Origin of the sequence: Halorussus rarus, assembly GCF_003369835.1 — an archaeon.
Taxonomy (GTDB): Archaea; Halobacteriota; Halobacteria; order Halobacteriales; family Haladaptataceae; genus Halorussus; species Halorussus rarus.
Map to the genome: position 1 here is coordinate 771833 of NZ_QPMJ01000001.1, position 19529 is coordinate 791361.

Sequence of the window (19529 nt, forward strand, 5' to 3'; positions counted from 1 at the left end):
CATGAGCATCGAACGCAAGGACGAGCACGACCACGGCGAGTGGATGCAGGAGAAGGAGCTCACGCCGGTGGAGACGACGTTCCTCACGGCGCTCATCTGGATGGACAAGCGCTTCCGGATCGTCGACTACCTCGAGATCCTCGAGACCCTCTACTACAGGGTCAACATGCAGATGCCCAAGAGCCACACCGAGCAGTACAACCTCGACAACAAGTTCTGGTACTGGTACCCCCTGTACGCGCTCGGGAGCTTCTCGACGATCGCCTACGTCGTCGCCGCGTTGAGCGGCGCGCTGCTCGGGTTCTACTACGCGCCCGGGACGGTGTCGGCGTCCGGCGACGCGTCGCTGGCGTACAACCAGTTGACGTTCATCATGACCGAGCTGAACTTCGGGTTCATGCTCCGGTCCATCCACCGGTGGTCGGCCCAGGTGATGGTCGCGGCGGTGTTCCTCCACATGCTCCGGGTGTACTTCACCGGAGCGTACAAGGAGCCCCGCGAGCTCAACTGGATTCTCGGCATCATCCTCATCAGCCTGACGATGGTGTTCGGGTACTCGGGCTACCTGCTCACCTGGGACCAGCTGGCGTTCTGGGCCAGCCAGATCGGCGTCGAGATGAGCCTCTCGATCCCGCTCATCGGCGAGTGGGTCGCCCAGCTCGTGTTCGGCGGGTTCAGTCCCGGCGCCGCGACGCTCCAGCGGATGTACATCATGCACGTGTTCCTGCTCCCGTTCGTGGTCACGACCCTCGTCGCGGTCCACATCGCCATCGTGTGGATCCAGGGCATCGCGGAACCCCACTAAACAATGTCAGACGAACAAACCAGAACCGACGGCAGCGGAGACGCACAGACCGACGGCGGCGGGACGGGCATCGTCCCGCCCGACGACGAGACCCCGACGTGGCGCGAGCGCAAGGAGCGCACGCAGGGGCTCTCCCGGCTGACCTACGAGTACTTCGAGCGCGCCCGTCGCGAGGACCAGGACCTCCGCCAGGAGTCCAGCTACGTCGAGCGCGACGTGCTGGCGTTCCCGGTGTGGCCCCACGAGATGATCCGGAACCTCTCGCTGACGAGCTTCTTCGTCGGCATGATCATCTTCCTGTCGGCGACGCTCCCGCCCCACCTCGGGGCGCCGGCCGACCCGAGTTCGACCCCCGCGGTCATCCTGCCCGACTGGTACCTCTACTGGTCGTTCGGCCTGCTGAAGCTCGGCCCGCTCAACCCCGAGCTGGCGATCCTGGGCGGCGAGAAGCTGATGGCCGACCGGACGTACGGCGTGATCGCCAACATCGTCGTGGTCGGGTTCATCGCTATCGTCCCGTTCCTGAACAAGGGCAGCGCCCGGCGGCCCGTCGAGCAGCCGTTCTGGGCCGCGGTCGGGATGGCCGGCTTCATCTTCGCGTGGACCATCAGCCTGGTGTCCATCAAGAACCTCGTCCCCATCGACTCCCACCTGCTGTTCGACCTCTCGTTCCTCCTGCCCATCGTCGGAGCGACCATCACGTACGCGGTCCTGCGGTCGATGCGCGAGGGGTACATGTTCGACCTCAACCGGCGGTACTACCGGCTCCGACCGCCGAAGTGACTCCGTAGCGATTTTTCGCCTCATGGATCCGAGTACCGACGACACCGACGGGGAGTCCGGCGCCCGCGAGGTCGAGGTGCCGCTCGAACTCTACAAGGTCGTGACGGTGTTCTCGACCATGTTCGCCGTGGCGTTCGTCGTCGGCGGGTTCATCGTCCTCGACACCGCGACCCAGCGCGCGACCCTCTCGCTGTCGGAGCTCGACCTGCCGCTGGCGGTCCTGGGCGTGGCGATGATCGCCGCGGGCGCGGCGGTGTACGCCTTCGCGACCCGGTTCCGCGCCGAGGGAATGGGAAAACCTAAAGACGGCTCCGACGAACCTTCGAACGATGGCTGACGAATTCGCGAAGGGACTGGCGATAGCGACGGGCGGCGGCCTGCTCTGGATGGTGCTGTCCGGCTGGTACACCACGCCCGGCTTCGAGGAGGCACAGCTCTGGGGCGAGATTCCCGGTAACCTGGACACGTACGGCCAGGTGTCCATCGCCCTCCGCGAGGTGCTGGCCTGGTTCATCATCCTCGGCGTCCTGGCCTTCTGGGTCGTCATCCCCGCGATCGAACAGCTCCGCAGCGCCCGGTCGTAGACCGACCCCGTCCCGCGACCGCGGCCACAGCCGACCCCTTCTGCGGTTCTCGTTCGCCGGCGACCGCCCCGGCTCGCTCACCGACCCCGAACCGTCGGTCTCCGCGCCGCCTTGCTGTGGGCCGTCGCGCGTGCCCTCCGGTCGACGCTCCGATTCAGCACGCGCGGGTTGCGCGTCGAGTCGACGCCGCGGTGGGGGTCTCTCGCCTCGGTCGCCCCTCCGAGCCGGCCGACGACGCCCCTTCTTCCGCACTACGTGACGGACGCCGACTCGGTACAGCGGGTAACGGTCCGGTACGTCCCTTCGACTACTACCCCCGGGACCCAGGTCCTGGGGATACGGGACGTCGTCGTGCTGACGCCGTCAAGATATCGCCGACGCAGTCCGTCGGCAATGGAACGAAACGGCGAGGAGGAAGGTCGAGCTATCGGATGCGCGGCGACGCGAACCGGACGAGCAACCGACGATGTGCGCTGTCACCTGCCGGTTCTACAGCTATGAGAGTGGAGCACAGGATTGCGGAGTGGAGCGTAGAATTGCGGGCCAATAGGCTGCGACCGCCAACCGACGAGGAAGAACCAGACGACCGAGAGCAAAGACGACCGGATTCAGACGACCGCGTTCCACCACTGGTCGACGAGGAAGAACAGGCTGATGTAGCCCGCGTAGAGCAGCACCAGGACCGAGGCGGTTATCGACCCCTTGGGGCTGGTGATCTTCTCGTCGCGCCGGAGTTCGACCTCCTTGGACTCGAACTCGAAGAAGTCGGTGATGAACAGCCCGAGGACGAGCGACGAGAGGACCATGCCGGCGTGGTGGTGGAGCGTCAGCAGGTAGAACGACCCGAGCACGAGGACGACGTTCGACAGCTCGTGGAGCCAGTTGCGGTCGAGCTCCTCCTCGCGGTCGTCGCTCCGCGCCTGCTTGCGGTAGTCCCGGTACGCCCACCAGCGCGTGCCCATGTTGACCAGCACGAGCGCGAACACCACGTACTCGACGTAGGGTTCGAGCACGTCGATGGGTCCGAGCAGTGACAGCGGTTCCATACACGATATTCGGAAAGCCGACGTATTATATCCTTTCCATTGGTCCTCGGATCGCCGTCGCCCGCCGGCTACCGCTCGAAGAAGGGCCGGCTATCGGCGACCCGGACCAGGTCGAGGTGACCGTCCTCGCGGACCGAGACCGGCGTGTGGGGCCGGACCCGCCGGACCGCCTCGTCGTCGAGCAGCAGCGACACCGCGCCCTCGTCGCGCTCGACCGTGAGTTCCACCGGTCGGTCGGCCGACACCACCCAGTGGTCGACGTTCACCGCGAACGGCGCGACCGGGACGACCCCGACCACGCCCGACGCGGGTTCGAGCAGCGGGCCGCCCGCGCTCCGGCCGTAGCCGTGGCTCCCGGTCGGCGTCGAGACGGCCACGCCGTCGGCGCGGAACCGCGCGACCCGCTCGCCCCGGGACCGGACGCCGTACTCGGAGATGCGGGCGGGCTCCGTCGTCACCAGCATCACGTCGGCCAGCGCGCGCCCGACGCGCTCGCCCCCGACCGAGACCCCGAGGACCGCTCGCGGTTCGGTCTCGAACTCGCGCGCGAGCAGGGCGTCGATGGCCGACAACGAATCGTCCCCGCCGTCGACCGCCCGGTCCCCGGCGATTCCGCCGTAACCCGGCCCGGCGTCGACCGGTAGAACGGGCGCGTCCACCTCCGCGCGGACCAGCTTCAGCAGCGCCGACTCGCCGACCGCGGCGACCGCGTCGGGGTCGGCCGCGACCACCTCGCTCGCGGGACCGTCGACAACCGACGCCTCGTCCGCGACCGCGTCGCGGATCCGGTCCGCGAGCGCGCCCTCGCCAACGATTCCGAGCGTCATCCCCGTCCGGCCTCCTCGGCGTTCGCGCTACCCATTGGTACCTCCTTGCGTCGCCATCTGTGAAAAGCATACGGAGTCGGCTGGCCGGCGGCCCCGCGACGCTATCCGTCGTACGGCCAGTCGCCGATGATCTTCATCCCCTCGGCCTGGTCCTCGGCCTCGAGGGCGGCCGCGATCTCCTCGGGCTCCTTGTGCTCTACGTCGAACTCCTGGCTCGCGAGCCGGACCGTCAGCTCGGTCAGCAGTATCGCCTGCTCGCGGAGGTCCCGGACCTCGAGCTTGTCGAGCGTGTCGGCGTAGGTGTGGCCCCACCCGCGGCCCTCGTCGCCGGTCTCGCTCATGACGTGGTAGCCCGGCACGCCCCACTGGACGTACGGCCAGTGGTCGCTGTGCGGGCCCTGCTCGGGGATAGTCGTCACCGGGTGGCCGAAGTCGTCGCCGACCGCCTCGGCCGCCTCGTCGAGCGCGTCGAAGCCGTGCGTGTGGAACGAGAGCGTCCGCCCGCGGACCACCCCGTCGTTGTTCACGATGGCCTTGATGTCGTCGAGGTCCCGGCTCTCCGCGTCTCGGCCCGACCCGACCAGCCCGACCTCCTCGGCCCCGTAGGCGATGAAGTGGACCCTCGTGTCGAGTTCGTCCTCGCGGGCCGCGAGCGCCCTCGCCATCTCGACCACCATCGCGGTGCCGGCGCCGTTGTCCATCGCGCCCTCGGCGATGTCGTGAGCGTCGACGTGGCTGGTCACCAGGACCTCCTCGTCGGTGTCGGGACCGAGTTCGGCGTGGACGTTCCGGCTGGTCGCCTCGGAGGCATCTGCCTCGACGGCCACCTCGACCTCCTCGCCCTCCCACCGCCGCGCGAGCCGGGCGCCGACCTCCTTGCTGACGCCGACCGCCGGCACGTCGCCGATGGGGTCCTCGTCGGTGCCGACGCTGCCGGTCGGCGGGAGACACCCCTCCACGTGGTTCCGGAAGACGAACGCGGCCGCGCCGGCCTCGACGGCGTGGTAGTACTTCTCCCGGCGGTGGACGAACCGGTCGTAGTAGTCCGGGACGTTCGAGGCGGCCATCACGACCTTGCCGGAGAGGTCCGCGTCCTCGAAGTCCTCGGGCAGCCCGTGGCCGAGGTCCACGAGTTCGCCCGCCGCGGTCTCGGCGGGGCTCCGCGGGAGTGCGATGCAGTCCTGGACGGTGTCGCCGGCCCGGACCGCGCTGTCGCCGCGGGTCCAGCCCTGGACGTCGAACTCATCGAGGCGGGCGTTCCGGGCGCCGACGCGGTCGAGCGCCTCGCGCGCGAGCTCGGCGGCCTCGCGCTCGCCCTCGCTGCCGGCCATCCGGTCGCCGACGTCGACCAGCGACTCCAGGAGGTCCCATCCGGCGTCGCTTGCGAACGTCTCGCCGATCCACTGTGTCATACCACCGCATGAATCGGGTGACGGCGTAAGTTTTTCGAATCGAAAGTTCCGACGATTCGTCACTCGAACCCGGTTCTCGCCAACGACTCCTAGAAGATTCGGGGAGGAGCTTTTAAAGACGGTGGCCAGTTTAAGACATTTTGAGCCTCCAACAATACTTTATAACGATGGAGGCACATTTTGCCATAGACGGTCGGTGATCGACGATATGGCAATACAGGCACCCGACGTGACCCGCGTGGTCGAACCGGACGGAACCGTCGACGAGCGAACGGTCCCCGACCTCACAGAGTCGGCGGTGACCGACCTCTACCGGCTCCAGGTACTCGCCCGGACGTTCGACGAGAAGGCGGTGAAACTCCACCGCCAGGGGCGTATCGGGACGTACGCGCCCCTCCAGGGCCAGGAGGCCGCCCAGGTGGGCGCGGCCTTCGCGCTCTCGGAGTCGGACTACTGCTTCCCGACGTACCGGGACCACGCGATGTACCTCACGCGGGGGCTCGAACTCGAGGACGTGCTGGTCCACCTGCTCGGCGAGGGCAACTACGTCGACCGCGAGGACTCCGAGGGCCTCCGGACGTTCCCGCCGACCATCCCCATCGCGACCCAGTTGCCCCACGCGGTCGGCACGAGCATGGCGGCCGACTACCGGGGCGACGACTCCGCGACCCTGGTCAGCTTCGGCGACGGCGCGACCAGCGAGGGCGACTTCCACGAGGGGATGAACTTCGCCGGGGTCTTCGAGACCCCGACGGTGTTCTTCTGCCAGAACAACCAGTGGGCCATCTCGGTCCCGCGCGAGCGCCAGACCGCCTCGGCGACCATCGCCCAGAAGGCCCACGCGTACGGCTTCGACGGGGTCCGCGTCGACGGGAACGACGTGCTCGCGGTGTACGGCGCGGTCCGGGACGCCCTCGACGCCGCGAAGGACGGCGAGGGGCCGCGGCTCATCGAGGCGGTCACCTACCGCCGGGGCGCCCACACCACCACCGACGACCCCTCGAAGTACCGCGACGACGAGGAGGTCGAGGAGTGGCAGCAGAAGGACCCGCTCGAGCGCACCCGCGACTACCTCGAGGAGGCCCACGACTGGGGCGACGACGACGAGCGGGAGGTCCGCGAGTGGGCCGACGACCGGGTCGCCGAGGCGGTCGTGAACGTCGAGGACCGCACCGGCATGGACGTCGACGACATCTTCGAGCACGTCTACGCCCGGACGCCCGAAACGCTGCGGCGCCAGCGCCGCGAGGTCGTCGACGAACCGGAGGTCGAGCGGTAGTCGGGGACGGCGGTCCGGCAGTCGGGGCCGGGTCTCCGTCGCGGAGTCGCCCCGGCCCGCGGCCGCGTTCAGGTGGCTTTTTACTATTCGACCCGCAAGGTCCGGGTATGACAGTAGCGGACGACTCATCGGAAGAGCACGGCCACCACCTGCCGGCCGTCGAGGACTGGCCGCGCGGGTTCGGCGAGGCGAGCTGGTGGCCCTTCGTCACCGCGCTGGGCGGTGCGGGCATCTACATCGGGGCCGCCCTGTTCCTGCTCGGGCGGGGCCAGCAGCCCGTCGTCGACCCGATCTACGGTCCCGTGGCGTTCGTCGGGGCGGTCACCCTGTTCCTCGTGGGCCTGTACGGGTGGGTCTACCACGCCTTCGTCAAGGCGTTCTGGTCGAGCGACGGCCACGGCGGCAACGCGCTCAAGTGGGGCATGGTACTGTTCCTCGGCTCCGAGATGGCGACGTTCGGCGCCGGGTTCGTCTACTACTTCTGGATCCGCGTGGGAACGTGGTCGACCGAAGGGCTCCCGCACCTGCTCGGGTCGCTGGTACTCATCAACACCGCGCTGCTGGTGCTGTCCAGCATCACGCTCCACTGGGCCCACGTGGAACTCCGGAAGGACAACCGCCAGAACTTCCTCGTCGGGCTCGCGGCCACGCTGGTGCTCGGTATCGTCTTCATCGGCGGGCAGGTGTACGAGTACTACCAGTTCATCCAGCACGAGGGCTTCAACCTCGGGTCCGGAATCTTCGGTAGCGCCTTCTACGCGCTGACCGGCCTCCACGGGCTCCACGTCTCGATGGGCGCGGTCCTGCTGGGCATCGTGTTCGTCCGCGCGCTGTACGGGCAGTACACCGCCGACCAGGACCTGTCGGTCACGACGGTCTCGATGTACTGGCACTTCGTCGACGCGGTCTGGATCTTCCTCGTCGTCGTGCTGTACGCCGGCGCCGAGATCGCGGTCTGATAGGGTCGGTCGTGACCATTTTCGGCACGGGCGCTCCACCAACCGTTTTTCGGTCGTGAAATATTCCGCCGCCGGATTTTGACCGATACAGAATTACGACCGACCCTACGAGCCGCCGAGAGGCGATTCGGCTCCGGTCTTTTTCTCCTTCCGCCCCGTCGATCCGGGCGATGGGGCCCACCTACAACTTCGGCGCGTACCACTGGCGACGCCGCTTCCGTCGCATCGCGTCGGCGCTCGCACTCGCGGCGGCGAGCCGACTGCTGTGGCGCCGCGGTCGCTCGACCCGCCCCGCGGCGATTCTCCTCGCGCTCGCGGCCGTGTGGCGCGGCTACGCTCCGGTCAGGCGGCTCCTCTCGCCGCCGCCCTGGACGGTCGAGCGGGAGAAGTACGACGCGCTCGGCCGGGCGCTCCCCGTCGCCGACGCCGACCTCGTGGTCGACGTGGGCTGTGGCACCGGTCGCTCGCTGGTCGGCCTCGCACCGTGGCTCCCCGACGACGCCACCGTCGTGGGGCTCGACGTGTTCGATTCGCGGATCATCCTCGGGAACGGTCCCGCGCTCGCCCGCCGGAACGCGGCGCGGGCCGGCCTCGATGTCGCGCCCGTGGCGGGCGATGCGAGCAGGCTCCCCCTCGGGGACGACACCGCCGATGCGGTCACGGCCTGCCGGGTCCTCCACGACCTGCCGCGGGCCGACGCCGAGCGCGCGCTGGCCGAAGCCCGCCGCGCGTGTCGGCCCGACGGGGTGGTCGGCGTCCTGGAGCTTCCGCTGACCCACGGCGCGGACGCCGACCCGGTGGACTACTGGCGGGGGCTGGTCGACGCGGCGGGGTTCGACGTCCGGCGCGCGGAGCCCGTCACCGGCGACGGCGCCGGAACGGAGTACGTGGTCGTCGTCGCCGAGCCCGGCCCGACGGCCGACTGAGCGCTATCTCCCGAGTAGCTATCGACTGCTGGGAGTACGGTGTAACGAAAAGGGAGCGGTGTCGAGAGAAGCGAGGCGGAGCGGCGCGACGTCAGGCCGAACTGTTGCCCTGCTGCTCGTCGAGCCAGTCCTGGTACTCCTCCTGGGTCACGACCTCGACCTCGCCGAGCATCTTCGAGTGGCCCACGCCGCAGTACTCCGCGCAGTAGAGCTGGTAGGTGCCCAGGCTGGTGGGCTTGGTCTTGATGGTGTTGTGCGTGCCGGGGACGGCGTCCTGCTTCAGGCCCATCTCGGGCACGTGGAGGGCGTGCAGCCAGTCGTTCGACGTGACGTTGAGGTAGACGTTCTTCCCCCGCGGCAGGACGAGCGTGCCGGTCGTCGAGACGTTGGCGTCCTGGTAGTTGTAGTTCCAGAGGTACTTCTGGCCGACGACCTCGACCTCGACCGCCTCGTCGGTCGGCTGGTAGGCGCTCTCGGGCTGGGCGACGTACTCGTTGGCCATCACGCCGTAGGAGGCGTACCCGACGACCAGCAGGACCAGCGCGGTCGCGATGGTCCACGAGATCTCGAGCCGCCGGTTCTCCTTGGTCGGCTTGGGGTCGTCGTTCTTCCGGTACTTCCACACGGTGTAGACGAGGATGCCCTCGACCAGCACCGTGATGGGTATCGCCATGTACAGCAGCTGGGTGTTCAGCGACTGTATCAGCGCCTCCGTCGTGGAGTCGTACCCTTGCGCGAGCACCGGGTCGGCGAACAGGGCGAGCCCCGCGATCCCCAGTAGCGTTGCGAACGCTGTCCGCTTTGCACTCATGTCGGTGAGGAATTGGGACGAGACTCATAAATACCTACTGACTTCCCGATTCGAGACGTCGGATTCGACGGGCCGTCCGCCCCGCGATTCGGTTCTTCTAAATACGACGAGTCCCCACAACCGACTAGGAGATTCTCGTGACCGGACACACGCCTCGGCGGTTCGTCACGATGCTCGCCGGCACGGCGCTGGGCGTCTACCTGCTGGTGGTCGTCGGCGCGACCACGGCCCTGACCGACGCCGCGGCCGCCTGCCCGACGTGGCCCGCGTGCAACGGTCGCTGGCTGGTCCCGCTCGACCGGCCGACGCTCGCGGTTGCCTGGGGCCACCGGGTCGCCGCGCTGGTCGTCGGCACCGGGCTCGCGGTCACGACCGCGCTCGCGTGGACCGGCGACGCCGACCGCCGGGTCCGGACCGCGCTCGCGACCTCGGCGGTGCTCTACCCCGCCCAGGTCGCACTGGGCGCGTTCGCCGCGACGACAGGCACGCCGGCGCTGCTGTCGGCGGTCCACCTCGTCGGCGGCATGGCCATCTTCGGCGGCATCGTCCTCGCGCTCGCGTGGACGCTCGAACCCGAGACGTTCGACGAACCCACCGGCGTCGCGGACCCGGACGAGGTTCCCGACGCCGCGGAGTCCGGTCCCGCGCCGACCGCCGACCTCCCCGGTGGTCCGCTGGCCCGCGCGAAGCGCACCGGGTTCGCCTACTTCCGGCTGATGAAGCCCCGGCTGATGTGGCTGCTCTGTCTGGTCGCCTCGGCCGGGATGGCGCTGGCCGCCGGCCCCGCACTGGAGGTCGAGACGGTCGTCGCCACCCTCACCGGCGGCGTGCTATCCATCGGCGCCTCGGGCACGTTCAACCACGTCCTCGAGCGCGACGTCGACCGGAAGATGAACCGGACCGCCGACCGCCCCGCGGCGACCGACCGGACCCCGGTCCGGAACGCCGTGGCGTTCGGCCTCGGGCTGGCCGCGCTCTCGCTGGTCGCGTTCCTGACGGTCAACGTGCTGGCGGCCGCGCTCGGGATGTTCGCCATCCTGTTCTACAGCGTCATCTACACGCTGGTGCTCAAGCCCAACACCGTCCAGAACACGGTCATCGGCGGCTTCGCCGGCGCGCTGCCCGCCCTCATCGGCGGGGCCGCGGTCACGGGCGAGATCGGCCTCCCGGCTATCGTGCTCGCCGGGGTCATCTTCCTGTGGACGCCCGCCCACTTCTACAACCTCGCGCTGGCGTACAAGGACGACTACGCCCGCGGGGGCTTCCCGATGATGCCCGTGGTCCGGGGCGAGGCCGTGACCCGCAAGCACATCCTGCTGTACCTCGGCGCGACCCTGCTGGCGGCGGGCCTGCTCTCGGCCGTCACCACGCTCGGCCTGCTCTACGCCGCAACCAGCGTCGCCTTCGGCGGCGTCTTCCTCTGGACGGTCGTCCGCCTCCACAACGAGCAGACCGAGCAGGCGGCGTTCCGGTCGTTCCACGCCTCGAACGCCTATCTGGGCGCACTGCTGCTCGCGGTCGTCGCCGACGCGCTGGTGTTCTGACCTCGGCAGAAACGGACTCTACGACACTCGACTCAGACCATGACCCGAACGCTCGGCTTCGACGTCGGTCGACTCCGCCCGAGTCGCGACGCTCTGCTGTGGGCCGGACTTTTGATCAACACCGAACTCATCCTGACGTTCGCGTACCTGCTGCTCGCGGACGTGACCGTGACCGAGTGGCGGTACCTCGTCTTCCCGTTCGTCTGGCTCAACGTCAGCGCGTGGGCGCTGGTCCGGACCGACCCGGCGGCCCAGTCGCCGCGCGACCGCTACGTCGCGGCGGCGATGGCCGTCGGCTACTTCGGGCTGCTGGCGTACGCGGGCGGCATCGTCGGGCCCGGCGGGCACCACGCGCTCGGCTGGCGGGTCGCGTGGCTCCCGCCCGGATGGGGGCCGGCGCTGCTGTACACCGGCTCGGCGGTCAAGCTCTCGGTGATGCCGTACAAGCTGGTGGGCTACCTCACCCTCGCGTACCTCGTCTACGACACGGTGCTGGAGGCAGCGGGGTCGGCGGTGTCGGGGCTGCTCGGCCTGGTCTCGTGCGTCAGCTGCACGTGGCCGGTCGCCGCGACGCTGGCGGCCGGCGTCGTCGGGAGCGGCACCGCGGTGGCGGCCGCGGCCAGCGAGTGGTCGTACACCCTCGGGACGGTCGCGTTCGTCGTCACCGTGGCGCTGCTCCGGTGGCGCCCCTCCTTCGGCGGGCGGTTCTGACCGCCGCGGAGACGAGATTATTTTGCGTGATAATGACGGACAACTATAATTGACTCCGCGTCAGACGTTCGTCTGACGACCATGTCTCCGCCCGGCGACGACGCCCGACGGTTCGCCGCGATGCTGGCCGACAACGCCGACCACTCATCGGTCACGGCCGATCGGCTCGCGGGCACGACCGACGGCGTCGCGGACCTCGAGTCGGCGCTCGTCACCCACCTCGCGGACGGCGAGCGCCCGCGGTTCTGCTTCGAGGCCGCCCGGGAGGGCGTCGGCCTCGGAGACCCCGACGACACGGTCGACCCCGAGCGCGGCGGGGCATTCCTGTTCACCGACCTCCGGGTGTACCTCCAGCTGGGCGTCGGCGAGACCGGCGACAAGTCGCTGAGCCTCCCCTACGGCGACATCGACGGCGTGGGTCACCGCGACGGGCCGAAGCGCCACCGCATCGACCTGTCGGTCGCCGACACGGCGTACTACCTCTGGATTCCGGGCCGGTTCGACGCCGACGACGTGGCCCGGGCCGCGGAATACGCCACCTACCGACGGAAGGCCGAGACGCCGGACACCGGCGGCGGCGACGTGTCCCGAACCGAGAGCCAGACCGTCGAGGAGCGGCTCCGCCGGCTCGGCGACGCCCACTCGCGCGGGCTCATCTCGACCGAGGAGTTCGAGCGCCGGAAGCAGAACCTCAAGGAGTACGACGAGTAGCGAATCGAACGGCTTACCAGCCGACCGCAACAATCTCCGCCCATGAGCGAGGTACTCGTCGCCGAGGACCTCCGGAAGTCCTACGGCGACGCGACGGCGCTCGACGGCGTCTCGCTGTCGGTCGGCGAGGGCGAGGTGTTCGCGCTCATCGGGCCGAACGGTGCCGGCAAGACCACGCTGGTCCGGTCGCTGACCGGGACGACCGACCCGGATGCGGGGTCGGTGTCGGTGTTCGGGACCGACCCGACCGCGGTCGACCGCCAGCGGCTCGGCCTGCTCCCCCAGTCGTTCGACCCGCCCGAGCGGCTCACCGCGCGCGAGCTCGTCGACTACTACGCCGGCCTCTACGACGAGGCCCGCGACCCGGAGGCGGTGCTCGCGGAGGTCGGGATGGCCGACGCCGACGCGACCTGGTACGAGAACCTCTCGGGCGGCCAGCGCCGCCGGACCTGCGTCGGCACCGCGCTGGTCAACGACCCCGACCTGCTCTTCCTCGACGAGCCCACCACGGGCATCGACCCCGCGGGCCGGCGCGCGCTCTGGACCCTCATCGAGGACCTGGCCGACCGCGGGACCACGGTGTTCCTGACGACCCACTACATGGAGGAGGCTCACCGGCTCGCCGACCGGGTGGCCCTGCTGGCCGACGGCGAGGTCGCGGCGGTCGGCACCCCGACGGACCTGGTTGCCGAGCACGGCGGCCGGACGCGGGTGGTCGTCGAGACCGAGCGCAGCGGTGAAGCGGCGGTCGAGGCGCTCGCCGACACCGACTTCGAGGCCGAGGTGACCGACGAGGGGCTGGTCGTCGCGGGCGTCGCCCCCGAGGACATCGGCGACGTGGTCGAGGCCCTGAACGACGCGGGCGTCGCCTACGAGTCGCTGACCTGGAAGGAGCCCGACCTCGAGGACGCCTTCCTCCGGCTGACCGGGCGGTCGGTCGCGGGCGGCACGGACGCTACGGTCGGTCGGGAGAGCGACCTGGCTGGTCAGGAGCGCGGCGACAGCGAAACCGCCCTCGCGGGAGGCGAGCGATGACTACCGCGGGTCGGGTCCGGGCGGAGGCCAGCGCGGCGTGGCGGTCGTTCACCCGGCGGCGGACCGCGGTGTTCTTCACGTTCTTCTTCCCGGTCATCCTCATCCTCATCTTTGCGGTGCTGGTCCAGACCAACCCGGGCGGCGGCGGCCTATTCGCCCAGCCGCCGGGCTACTACCTGCCTGGCTACCTCGCGGTCGTGGTGCTGTTCACGCCGCTCTCGCGGGTCGGCTCGGAGGTCGCGCGCCACCGCGAGGGCAACCGGTTCGAGAAGCTGGCGACCACGCCGCTGGGCCGGGCCGAGTGGCTGCTGGCCCACACGCTGGTCAACGTCGCCATCATCGGCATCGCGGGGCTGCTCATCCTCGGGCTGATGGCGCTGGTGACCGGCACCGCGAGCCTGGCGCTCGGCCCGGCGAACCTCGCGCTCGTCGCGGTGCTCGTCGCGTTCGCGGTCGCGCTGTTCTGCGGTCTCGGCGCGGTGCTCGGCGGCCTGGCCGACTCTCAGGACGGCGTCATCGCCGCGAGCAACACCATCGCGCTCCCGCTGCTGTTCCTCTCGGACACGTTCGTCTCGCCGGGGCTGCTGCCGGGGTGGTTCCGGCCCGCGATGAACCTCTCGCCGCTGACCTACTTCGCCCGGGGAGTCCGTGACCTGACATATCAGTCCGGCGTGGTGGGCGCCGATCCGCTGGTCGCAGGCTGGGGGGCGAACCTCGCGGTGCTGGCCGCGCTCACTCTGGTGTTCTTCGCTGCCGGGGCGTACGCGATTCCCCGGACGGACTGAGGAAATCGGACGCCGCCGTGTCGTCCTTTCGCGCTCGACCGATTTTTCACCGCTGGCGCGCGCTGGCGGACCCTCGTGGTCCGCCAGTGCGTGCGAGGGATGACTGAGCGATCGGAGGGAGCGAAGGAAGAGGCTGGGGAGGGACGAGGCTCGCGGTCGCGGTGCGGGGCGGTGCGGGACAGAGGTGACGGCAGTAGCTAGCTCCACCGAATCAGTCGTCTTCGGAATCGAATTGACCGCACTCTCTACCGTCGCAGCGAAAATACGAACGGCGCAACCGCGGCCATGTACTCGTCGACGCCGTAGACGTGGTTGAGCATCAGGTACGTCACGATGCCGAGCGCGAGGCTCAGACTCCACGCGCCGGCCGCCCAGCGGCCGACCTTCGCGTGAGCGGTGTCCCGGAGCTCCGCGGGCGTGTGGGTCAGTCCGAGCACGACGGCGTGGAGCACCACGGGGACCGCGACCACCGACAGCACGATGTGGATCGCCAGCATCGCGAGGTAGGCGTAGTAGACCGGCCCGGTCACGGCGATGGACTTCTCGCCGCCCCCGCCGACCTTCACGAGGTAGAGCACCAGGAAGGCAAGGATGAGGGTGAACGCGGTCAGCATCGCGGCGCGGTGCTTGCGGACCTCGCCCTTGCGGATCCAGCGCCACCCGAGCAGCAGCGATGTGAGCGCGACGGTGTTCACGACCGCGATGGCGTGGCTCAGCAGGTCCACGGTCGGGCGTTCGAGCTCCGGGTAGATGGGGAGGAGGCCGGCGAACGTCCCGAGCACGAGCACGTAGCCGAGTATCGAGAGGACCGCAGTCGCGGCGCGCGGGTTGTCCTTCACCCGGCGCTTTGCGGTTGTGGTCGCCATGTCCGGTCGTTGGGACTATCGACTCAAGTGTATTGCTGTCCGTCCTCGAACGATTTTGGAAGTTCGAGTTGCCACGTGCAGATCATTTTCCGACACCACTCGACGGTGAGCGGACGGACGACACCACGAAGCTAGCTACTGCCGTCACCGATGAGTTTCCGCACCGCCCCGCACCGCGACGGCCTCACCCCTCCCCAGCCGCCTGCGCTTCTCGGCCTCCACTCCGTTCCGGCCTGCGATGCTCGTCCCTCGCACACGTCGGCGCGGCCACGAGGCCCGCGCCAGTGCGCGCCGGTGTCGGAAGAAGCGATAGCTCACCCGCGGTACAACGCGTCGCCGTCCCCGTTCTACAACTACGGTTTCACGAACCCAAACGAACTTTCAGCAGGGTTTCCGTAACTGTCAAAGCCGAACGTGTTGAAAACACGGGTATGAGCGCAGACCAGGAACAGCAGTCGATTCGCTGCCTCGTCGCCAAGGTCGGACTGGACGGCCACGACCGGGGCGCCCACGTCATCGCCCGCGCGTTCCGGGACGCAGGGTTCGAGGTCATTTACTCGGGCCTCCACAACGCCCCCGACGAGATCGTGCAGGCGGCCGTCCAGGAGGACGTCAACGTCCTCGGAATCTCCATCCTCTCCGGAGCGCACAACACGCTCGTCCCCAAGATCATCGACGGCCTCAAAGAGTACGACGCCTTCGAGGACACCCTCATCCTGGTCGGCGGGGTCGTCCCGGACGACGACAAGGCCGAACTCAAGGAGATGGGCGTCGCCGAGGTGTTCGGCCCCGGCACCCCGATGGAGGAGACCATCGAGTTCGTCCGGGAGAACGCCCCCGAGCGATGAGTGCCGAGCACGAGCACGCCGACCTCGTCGCGGACCTGCTGGAAGGCAAGCACCGGGCGCTGGCGCGGGTCATCACCAAGATAGAGAACCGGGCGCCGGGCTACCGCGACTTGGTCTCCCAGCTCCACGACCACACCGGCGACGCCGAGGTCATCGGCATCACCGGCAGCCCCGGCGCCGGCAAGTCGACGCTCGTGGACAAGATGGCCGACTACTACCGCGACCGGGGCGAGACCGTCGGCGTCATCGCGGTCGACCCCTCCTCGCCGTTCACGGGCGGCGCGGTGCTGGGCGACCGCATCCGGATGGCGAGCAACGTCGGCGACATGGACGTGTTCTTCCGGTCGATGAGCGCGAGGGGGAGCCTCGGCGGGCTCTCGACCGCGACCACCGACGCGGTGAAGGCGCTCGACGCGTTCGGCAAGGACAAGGTAATCATCGAGACGGTCGGCGCCGGCCAGAACGAGATCGACATCGTGAAGTCGGCCGACACGGTCGCGGTGCTGGTCCCGCCGGGGAGCGGCGACGACGTCCAGATGCTCAAGGCCGGCATCCTCGAGATCGGCGACGTGTTCGTCGTCAACAAGGCCGACCTCGACGGCGCGGACCGCACCGTCCAGGAGCTCCGGGAGATGGTCCACATGCAGAACGACCACACCGCGGGGCTCGCGACCGGTCACCACGGCGCGGGAGGACTTCCGGCGGACGAGAGCGGTGACGACGACACTACTGGCGACGAGGCAGCCGACGGCTGGGAGCCCCAGATCGTCGAGACCGTCGCAGAGAGCGGCGAGGGCGTCGAGCGACTGGTCGAGACGCTGGCCGACCACCGCGCCCACCTCGAATCGTCGGGCATGCTCGCCGAGAAGGAGCGGATGCGCTACGCCGAGGAGATCCGGAACCTGCTCCGCGAGGACGTCGGCGACATGCTGGAAGGCGAGATCGAGCGCCACGGCGGGATGGACGACCTGGTCGAGCGCGTTCGGAAGCGCGAGACCGACCCCTACTCTGTGGCCGACGAGGTCATCGCTCCCATCGAGGACTGCCTCGACGAACCGGAGTGACCCGGCCAGCGACCGCTCGCGGGACGACTCCCTTTTTCGAGAACCGTCGCGACTCCGCCTGCTGACGCGCCGCTACGTGTGATACGGAACTGCGGAAAACGAAAACTCGAAACTGACGTCTAGATCTCGCTCTCGAAGTCGTCGAGCGAGTAGGTCGGCTCGGCGCCGCGGCGGTCGAGCGTCTCGTTGGCCAGCAGCCAGTAGACGACCGACAGCGCCTTGCGGCCCTTGTTGTTCGTGGGGACCACGAGGTCGACGTTGCTGGTGTTGTTGTTGGAGTCGCACATCGCGATGACCGGGATGCCCACCGTGATGGCCTCGGTGACGGCCTGCGCGTCGCCGATGGGGTCGGTCACGACCACGACGTCGGGCTCGATGTAGCCGTCGTACTTGGGGTTGGTGAGCGTCCCGGGGATGAACCGGCCGGTCCGGGCGCGCGCGCCGACCGCCTCCGCGAACTTCTCGGCGGGGAAGCGACCGTACTGGCGCGAACTGGTCACCAGGATCTGCTCGGGGTTGTAGTTGGCCAGGAAGTCCGCGGCGGTCCGGATGCGCTGGTCGGTCTTCGAGACGTCGAGGACGTACAGCCCGTCGGTCCGGACGCGGTGGATGAACCGCTCCATGTCCTGGGTCTTCTGCTGGGTCCCGATGTGGACGCCCGCGCCGAGGTAGTCCTCGACGGGGATGAGGAGGTCGGCCTCCTCCTGGTTCTCCATGACGTCCTCGTCGAGGGCCGGGCCCGCGTCGGCCTCCTCCTCGGTCTCGGCCTCGGCCGGCTCGTCGGTCGTCTGTTCGTCGTCGGCCTCCGCCGCCACGTCCTCGTCGGGCTCCTCGGCCGGCTCCGCACCGCCCGCGCCCTCGGGCTCGGGGTCGATCTCCGATTCCGCGGCGTCGAGGCCTTCCTCGTCTTCTACCTGTTCGGGGTCGTTCTCGCTCATAGTCGTGATACGTTTTGCTCGATTCGGATGAGTTCGTTCAGCTTGGCGGTTCGCTCGCCGCCGACCGCGCCCGTCTTGATGAACGGGGCGCCGGTCGCCACGGCGAGGTGTGCGATGGTCGTGTCCTCGGTCTCCCCGCTCCGGTGGGAGATGACCGGCTCGTAGCCGTTCTCGACGGCGAGCTCGACGGCGTCGACCGCGTCCGACAGCGTGCCGATCTGGTTGGGCTTGACGAGGATGGAGTTGCCGGCTCCCTGCTGGATGCCGGTCTCCAGTCGCTCGACGTTGGTGACGAACAGGTCGTCGCCGCAGATCAGCGTCCGGTCGCCGACCCGCTTGGTCAGCTCCGCGAAGCCCTCGTAGTCGTTCTCGTCGAGGGGGTCCTCGACGTACGCGAGGTCGTACTCGTCGACGAGGTCGGCGACGTACGCGATCTGCTCGTCGGTCGACCGGGTCGTCTCGCGGTAGACGTACTCCTCGTCGTCTTCGTCGTACATCTCCGAGGCGGCCACGTCGAGCCCGAACTTCACGTCGAAGCCGAACTCGTCGGCCACGGTCTCGGTCGCCTCGTCGACGATCTCGAACGCCTCCTCGTCGTCGATGGAGGGCGCCCACGCGCCCTCGTCGCCCTTGCCGGCCGCGACGCCCCGCTCGTCGAGCAGGTCGTGGACCGCCTGGTGGACCGCGGCGTTGGCGAACACCGCGTCCTGGACGCTCGGCGCGCCGAGGGGGACGGCGAGGAACTCCTGGATCGCTGTCGCGTCCGCGGCGTGCTCGCCGCCGCCGACCACGTTGCCCAGCGGCGTGGGGAACTCCTCGCCCCGGAAGGCGCCGCCGAGGTGCTGGTACAGCGGCGCGCCGAGCACGTCCGCTGCGGCCTTCGCGGCGGCCATGCTGACGGCGACCGCGCTGTTCGCGCCGATCTCCGAGAAGTCGTCGGTACCGTCGGCGGCCCGGAGGGTGCGGTCGACGTCGCGCTGGTCGCCGACGAAGACCTTGCCTTCGAGCCGGGGGACGGCATGTTCGCGCGCCGACGCGATGGCCTCGCTCGGGTCGAGTTCGATGGCCTCGTACTCACCGGTTGAGGCGCCGCTCGGCGCCGCCGCCCGGCCGAAGCCGCCGCTTTCGGTGAGGACGTCGGCCTCGACCGTCCGGTTGCCCCGGGAGTCGAGGATCTGGCGGAGCCGCACGTCGCTGACGAGCGTCATCGCTCACCCCGGCGCACCGTGAACGGCAGGACGCCGGCGTCGTACTCGTCGGCCGCGATGAGGATGGGCTCGGTCTGGTCGGTGTCGGTCAGCACGGGCGCGCCGTACGACACCTGCAGGGCGCGAGCCCCGATGATGCGAGCCTTCTCGTAGCGGGAGTAGCGTTGCTGAGCCATTACTGGTAGGGAGCGACGATGTCGACGAGGTCCTTGTGCGACACGAGCATCCGGCGGCAGCACTGTCGCTCGACGCCGAGTTCGTCGAGGACCTTCTCGGGGTCCTCGTCGCCCTCCTTCGTCGCCGACCGTGCCTTGAACTCCTCCCAGTACTCCCCGACGACCTTGCCGCACGTGAAACAGCGGACGGGTACCATCATGTTATCGGGCC

The 19529-nt window shown here is 69.2% G+C and carries 23 protein-coding genes; 14 read left to right on the plus strand and 9 right to left on the minus strand.

Annotated features, from left to right (window positions below):
* Position 1 precedes the first annotated feature (1 nt).
* Genes DVR07_RS03970 through DVR07_RS03985 form a run of 4 tightly spaced genes read left to right on the plus strand, consistent with a single transcriptional unit; the run spans position 2 to position 2172 of the window.
* Complete coding sequence (locus tag DVR07_RS03970) at positions 2 to 805, plus strand: cytochrome b (protein ID WP_115795471.1); 804 nt, start codon at positions 2 to 4, stop codon at positions 803 to 805.
* Positions 806 to 808: 3 nt separating this feature from the next.
* Positions 809 to 1588, plus strand: coding sequence for a cytochrome bc complex cytochrome b subunit (locus DVR07_RS03975; RefSeq protein ID WP_115795472.1), 780 nt, complete (start codon positions 809 to 811; stop codon positions 1586 to 1588).
* A gap of 22 nt (positions 1589 to 1610) precedes the next feature.
* Complete coding sequence (locus tag DVR07_RS03980) at positions 1611 to 1925, plus strand: DUF7315 family membrane protein (RefSeq protein WP_115795473.1); 315 nt, start codon at positions 1611 to 1613, stop codon at positions 1923 to 1925.
* Positions 1918 to 2172 (plus strand): DUF7314 family protein, encoded by a 255-nt coding sequence (locus DVR07_RS03985; RefSeq protein ID WP_115795474.1) that lies wholly within the window; start codon positions 1918 to 1920, stop codon positions 2170 to 2172. Before DVR07_RS03980 ends, DVR07_RS03985 begins: the two co-directional genes overlap by 8 nt.
* A gap of 608 nt (positions 2173 to 2780) precedes the next feature.
* Here the strand turns inward: DVR07_RS03985 and DVR07_RS03990 are convergent.
* The 3 genes from DVR07_RS03990 to DVR07_RS04000 all read right to left on the minus strand — a co-directional run bounded on the left by DVR07_RS03990 (position 2781) and on the right by DVR07_RS04000 (position 5457).
* Entirely contained in the window at positions 2781 to 3218 is a 438-nt protein-coding gene (locus tag DVR07_RS03990; RefSeq protein ID WP_115795475.1) for a DUF7313 family protein, read from the minus strand.
* A 68-nt stretch (positions 3219 to 3286) separates the two neighbouring features.
* The gene (locus DVR07_RS03995) at positions 3287 to 4045 is read right to left on the minus strand and encodes an NAD(+)/NADH kinase (protein ID WP_115795476.1); all 759 of its coding nucleotides are present in this window, start codon (positions 4043 to 4045) and stop codon (positions 3287 to 3289) included.
* A 101-nt stretch (positions 4046 to 4146) separates the two neighbouring features.
* A complete protein-coding gene (locus DVR07_RS04000; protein WP_115795477.1) occupies positions 4147 to 5457 on the minus strand; it encodes a M28 family peptidase in 1311 nt (436 codons plus the stop codon).
* A 208-nt stretch (positions 5458 to 5665) separates the two neighbouring features.
* On the opposite strand from DVR07_RS04000, the gene pdhA reads away from it, so the two are divergent.
* The 3 genes from pdhA to DVR07_RS04015 all read left to right on the plus strand — a co-directional run bounded on the left by pdhA (position 5666) and on the right by DVR07_RS04015 (position 8621).
* Positions 5666 to 6736 (plus strand): pyruvate dehydrogenase (acetyl-transferring) E1 component subunit alpha, encoded by a 1071-nt coding sequence (gene pdhA, locus DVR07_RS04005; protein ID WP_115795478.1) that lies wholly within the window; start codon positions 5666 to 5668, stop codon positions 6734 to 6736.
* Between the two features lie 107 nt (positions 6737 to 6843).
* Positions 6844 to 7695 carry a cytochrome c oxidase subunit 3 gene (locus DVR07_RS04010; RefSeq protein WP_115795479.1) on the plus strand — a complete coding sequence of 284 codons (852 nt, stop codon included), beginning with the start codon at positions 6844 to 6846 and terminating at the stop codon, positions 7693 to 7695.
* Between the two features lie 170 nt (positions 7696 to 7865).
* Positions 7866 to 8621 (plus strand): class I SAM-dependent methyltransferase, encoded by a 756-nt coding sequence (locus tag DVR07_RS04015; RefSeq protein WP_115795480.1) that lies wholly within the window; start codon positions 7866 to 7868, stop codon positions 8619 to 8621.
* 91 nt (positions 8622 to 8712) lie between these two features.
* On the opposite strand, the gene coxB is transcribed toward DVR07_RS04015, so the two are convergent.
* Positions 8713 to 9432: a cytochrome c oxidase subunit II gene (gene coxB, locus DVR07_RS04020; protein WP_115795481.1), complete on the minus strand. Its 720-nt coding sequence runs from the start codon at positions 9430 to 9432 to the stop codon at positions 8713 to 8715.
* Between the two features lie 170 nt (positions 9433 to 9602).
* Between coxB and cyoE the strand changes: the two genes are divergently transcribed.
* From cyoE to DVR07_RS04045, 5 genes are all read left to right on the plus strand, one after another.
* The gene (gene cyoE / locus DVR07_RS04025) at positions 9603 to 10976 is read left to right on the plus strand and encodes a heme o synthase (RefSeq protein WP_115795482.1); all 1374 of its coding nucleotides are present in this window, start codon (positions 9603 to 9605) and stop codon (positions 10974 to 10976) included.
* 39 nt (positions 10977 to 11015) lie between these two features.
* Positions 11016 to 11687 carry a DUF7546 family protein gene (locus DVR07_RS04030; protein WP_115795483.1) on the plus strand — a complete coding sequence of 224 codons (672 nt, stop codon included), beginning with the start codon at positions 11016 to 11018 and terminating at the stop codon, positions 11685 to 11687.
* An 81-nt stretch (positions 11688 to 11768) separates the two neighbouring features.
* Entirely contained in the window at positions 11769 to 12398 is a 630-nt protein-coding gene (locus DVR07_RS04035; RefSeq protein WP_115795484.1) for an SHOCT domain-containing protein, read from the plus strand.
* Between the two features lie 42 nt (positions 12399 to 12440).
* The gene (locus tag DVR07_RS04040; protein ID WP_115795485.1) at positions 12441 to 13433 is read left to right on the plus strand and encodes an ABC transporter ATP-binding protein; all 993 of its coding nucleotides are present in this window, start codon (positions 12441 to 12443) and stop codon (positions 13431 to 13433) included.
* Entirely contained in the window at positions 13430 to 14218 is a 789-nt protein-coding gene (locus tag DVR07_RS04045) for an ABC transporter permease (RefSeq protein ID WP_115795486.1), read from the plus strand. Before DVR07_RS04040 ends, DVR07_RS04045 begins: the two co-directional genes overlap by 4 nt.
* Before the next feature lie 245 nt (positions 14219 to 14463).
* Here the strand turns inward: DVR07_RS04045 and DVR07_RS04050 are convergent, their stop codons facing one another.
* Entirely contained in the window at positions 14464 to 15084 is a 621-nt protein-coding gene (locus tag DVR07_RS04050) for a DUF420 domain-containing protein (protein ID WP_115795487.1), read from the minus strand.
* A gap of 431 nt (positions 15085 to 15515) precedes the next feature.
* On the opposite strand from DVR07_RS04050, the gene DVR07_RS04055 reads away from it, so the two are divergent.
* Together DVR07_RS04055 and meaB are read left to right on the plus strand one after the other, a co-directional pair.
* Positions 15516 to 15932, plus strand: a complete 417-nt coding sequence (locus tag DVR07_RS04055; protein ID WP_115795488.1) for a cobalamin B12-binding domain-containing protein — start codon at positions 15516 to 15518, stop codon at positions 15930 to 15932.
* The gene (meaB, locus tag DVR07_RS04060) at positions 15929 to 16996 is read left to right on the plus strand and encodes a methylmalonyl Co-A mutase-associated GTPase MeaB (protein WP_115795489.1); all 1068 of its coding nucleotides are present in this window, start codon (positions 15929 to 15931) and stop codon (positions 16994 to 16996) included. The genes DVR07_RS04055 and meaB overlap by 4 nt, the downstream gene beginning before the upstream one ends.
* A 119-nt stretch (positions 16997 to 17115) precedes the next feature.
* Here meaB and rpsB read toward each other — a convergent pair whose 3' ends face one another.
* From rpsB to DVR07_RS04080, 4 genes are read right to left on the minus strand one after another with little or no spacing between them, the layout of a single operon-like run.
* Positions 17116 to 17934, minus strand: coding sequence for a 30S ribosomal protein S2 (gene rpsB, locus DVR07_RS04065; RefSeq protein WP_115795490.1), 819 nt, complete (start codon positions 17932 to 17934; stop codon positions 17116 to 17118).
* Complete coding sequence (gene eno / locus DVR07_RS04070; protein WP_115795491.1) at positions 17931 to 19142, minus strand: phosphopyruvate hydratase; 1212 nt, start codon at positions 19140 to 19142, stop codon at positions 17931 to 17933. Before eno ends, rpsB begins: the two co-directional genes overlap by 4 nt.
* Entirely contained in the window at positions 19139 to 19318 is a 180-nt protein-coding gene (locus DVR07_RS04075; RefSeq protein WP_115795492.1) for a DNA-directed RNA polymerase subunit K, read from the minus strand. Before DVR07_RS04075 ends, eno begins: the two co-directional genes overlap by 4 nt.
* Positions 19318 to 19518 carry a DNA-directed RNA polymerase subunit N gene (locus tag DVR07_RS04080; RefSeq protein WP_115795493.1) on the minus strand — a complete coding sequence of 67 codons (201 nt, stop codon included), beginning with the start codon at positions 19516 to 19518 and terminating at the stop codon, positions 19318 to 19320. Before DVR07_RS04080 ends, DVR07_RS04075 begins: the two co-directional genes overlap by 1 nt.
* Positions 19519 to 19529 lie beyond the last annotated feature (11 nt).

What these genes read in the sequence shown, in the direction of transcription:
- coxB (WP_115795481.1), bottom strand. Translation starts at nt 9,432, where the DNA reads ATGAGTGCAAAGCGGACAGCGTTCGCAACGCTACTGGGGATCGCGGGG.
- DVR07_RS04055 (WP_115795488.1), top strand. Translation starts at nt 15,516, where the DNA reads ATGAGCGCAGACCAGGAACAGCAGTCGATTCGCTGCCTCGTCGCCAAG.
- DVR07_RS04080 (WP_115795493.1), bottom strand. Translation starts at nt 19,518, where the DNA reads ATGATGGTACCCGTCCGCTGTTTCACGTGCGGCAAGGTCGTCGGGGAG.
- DVR07_RS03980 (WP_115795473.1), top strand. Translation starts at nt 1,611, where the DNA reads ATGGATCCGAGTACCGACGACACCGACGGGGAGTCCGGCGCCCGCGAG.
- DVR07_RS03990 (WP_115795475.1), bottom strand. Translation starts at nt 3,218, where the DNA reads ATGGAACCGCTGTCACTGCTCGGACCCATCGACGTGCTCGAACCCTAC.
- DVR07_RS03995 (WP_115795476.1), bottom strand. Translation starts at nt 4,045, where the DNA reads ATGACGCTCGGAATCGTTGGCGAGGGCGCGCTCGCGGACCGGATCCGC.
- DVR07_RS04045 (WP_115795486.1), top strand. Translation starts at nt 13,430, where the DNA reads ATGACTACCGCGGGTCGGGTCCGGGCGGAGGCCAGCGCGGCGTGGCGG.
- DVR07_RS04030 (WP_115795483.1), top strand. Translation starts at nt 11,016, where the DNA reads ATGACCCGAACGCTCGGCTTCGACGTCGGTCGACTCCGCCCGAGTCGC.
- DVR07_RS03970 (WP_115795471.1), top strand. Translation starts at nt 2, where the DNA reads ATGAGCATCGAACGCAAGGACGAGCACGACCACGGCGAGTGGATGCAG.
- DVR07_RS04035 (WP_115795484.1), top strand. Translation starts at nt 11,769, where the DNA reads ATGTCTCCGCCCGGCGACGACGCCCGACGGTTCGCCGCGATGCTGGCC.
- DVR07_RS04010 (WP_115795479.1), top strand. Translation starts at nt 6,844, where the DNA reads ATGACAGTAGCGGACGACTCATCGGAAGAGCACGGCCACCACCTGCCG.
- cyoE (WP_115795482.1), top strand. Translation starts at nt 9,603, where the DNA reads ATGCTCGCCGGCACGGCGCTGGGCGTCTACCTGCTGGTGGTCGTCGGC.
- pdhA (WP_115795478.1), top strand. Translation starts at nt 5,666, where the DNA reads ATGGCAATACAGGCACCCGACGTGACCCGCGTGGTCGAACCGGACGGA.
- DVR07_RS04015 (WP_115795480.1), top strand. Translation starts at nt 7,866, where the DNA reads ATGGGGCCCACCTACAACTTCGGCGCGTACCACTGGCGACGCCGCTTC.
- DVR07_RS04075 (WP_115795492.1), bottom strand. Translation starts at nt 19,318, where the DNA reads ATGGCTCAGCAACGCTACTCCCGCTACGAGAAGGCTCGCATCATCGGG.
- DVR07_RS03985 (WP_115795474.1), top strand. Translation starts at nt 1,918, where the DNA reads ATGGCTGACGAATTCGCGAAGGGACTGGCGATAGCGACGGGCGGCGGC.
- DVR07_RS04000 (WP_115795477.1), bottom strand. Translation starts at nt 5,457, where the DNA reads ATGACACAGTGGATCGGCGAGACGTTCGCAAGCGACGCCGGATGGGAC.
- DVR07_RS04040 (WP_115795485.1), top strand. Translation starts at nt 12,441, where the DNA reads ATGAGCGAGGTACTCGTCGCCGAGGACCTCCGGAAGTCCTACGGCGAC.
- eno (WP_115795491.1), bottom strand. Translation starts at nt 19,142, where the DNA reads ATGACGCTCGTCAGCGACGTGCGGCTCCGCCAGATCCTCGACTCCCGG.
- meaB (WP_115795489.1), top strand. Translation starts at nt 15,929, where the DNA reads ATGAGTGCCGAGCACGAGCACGCCGACCTCGTCGCGGACCTGCTGGAA.
- DVR07_RS04050 (WP_115795487.1), bottom strand. Translation starts at nt 15,084, where the DNA reads ATGGCGACCACAACCGCAAAGCGCCGGGTGAAGGACAACCCGCGCGCC.
- DVR07_RS03975 (WP_115795472.1), top strand. Translation starts at nt 809, where the DNA reads ATGTCAGACGAACAAACCAGAACCGACGGCAGCGGAGACGCACAGACC.
- rpsB (WP_115795490.1), bottom strand. Translation starts at nt 17,934, where the DNA reads ATGAGCGAGAACGACCCCGAACAGGTAGAAGACGAGGAAGGCCTCGAC.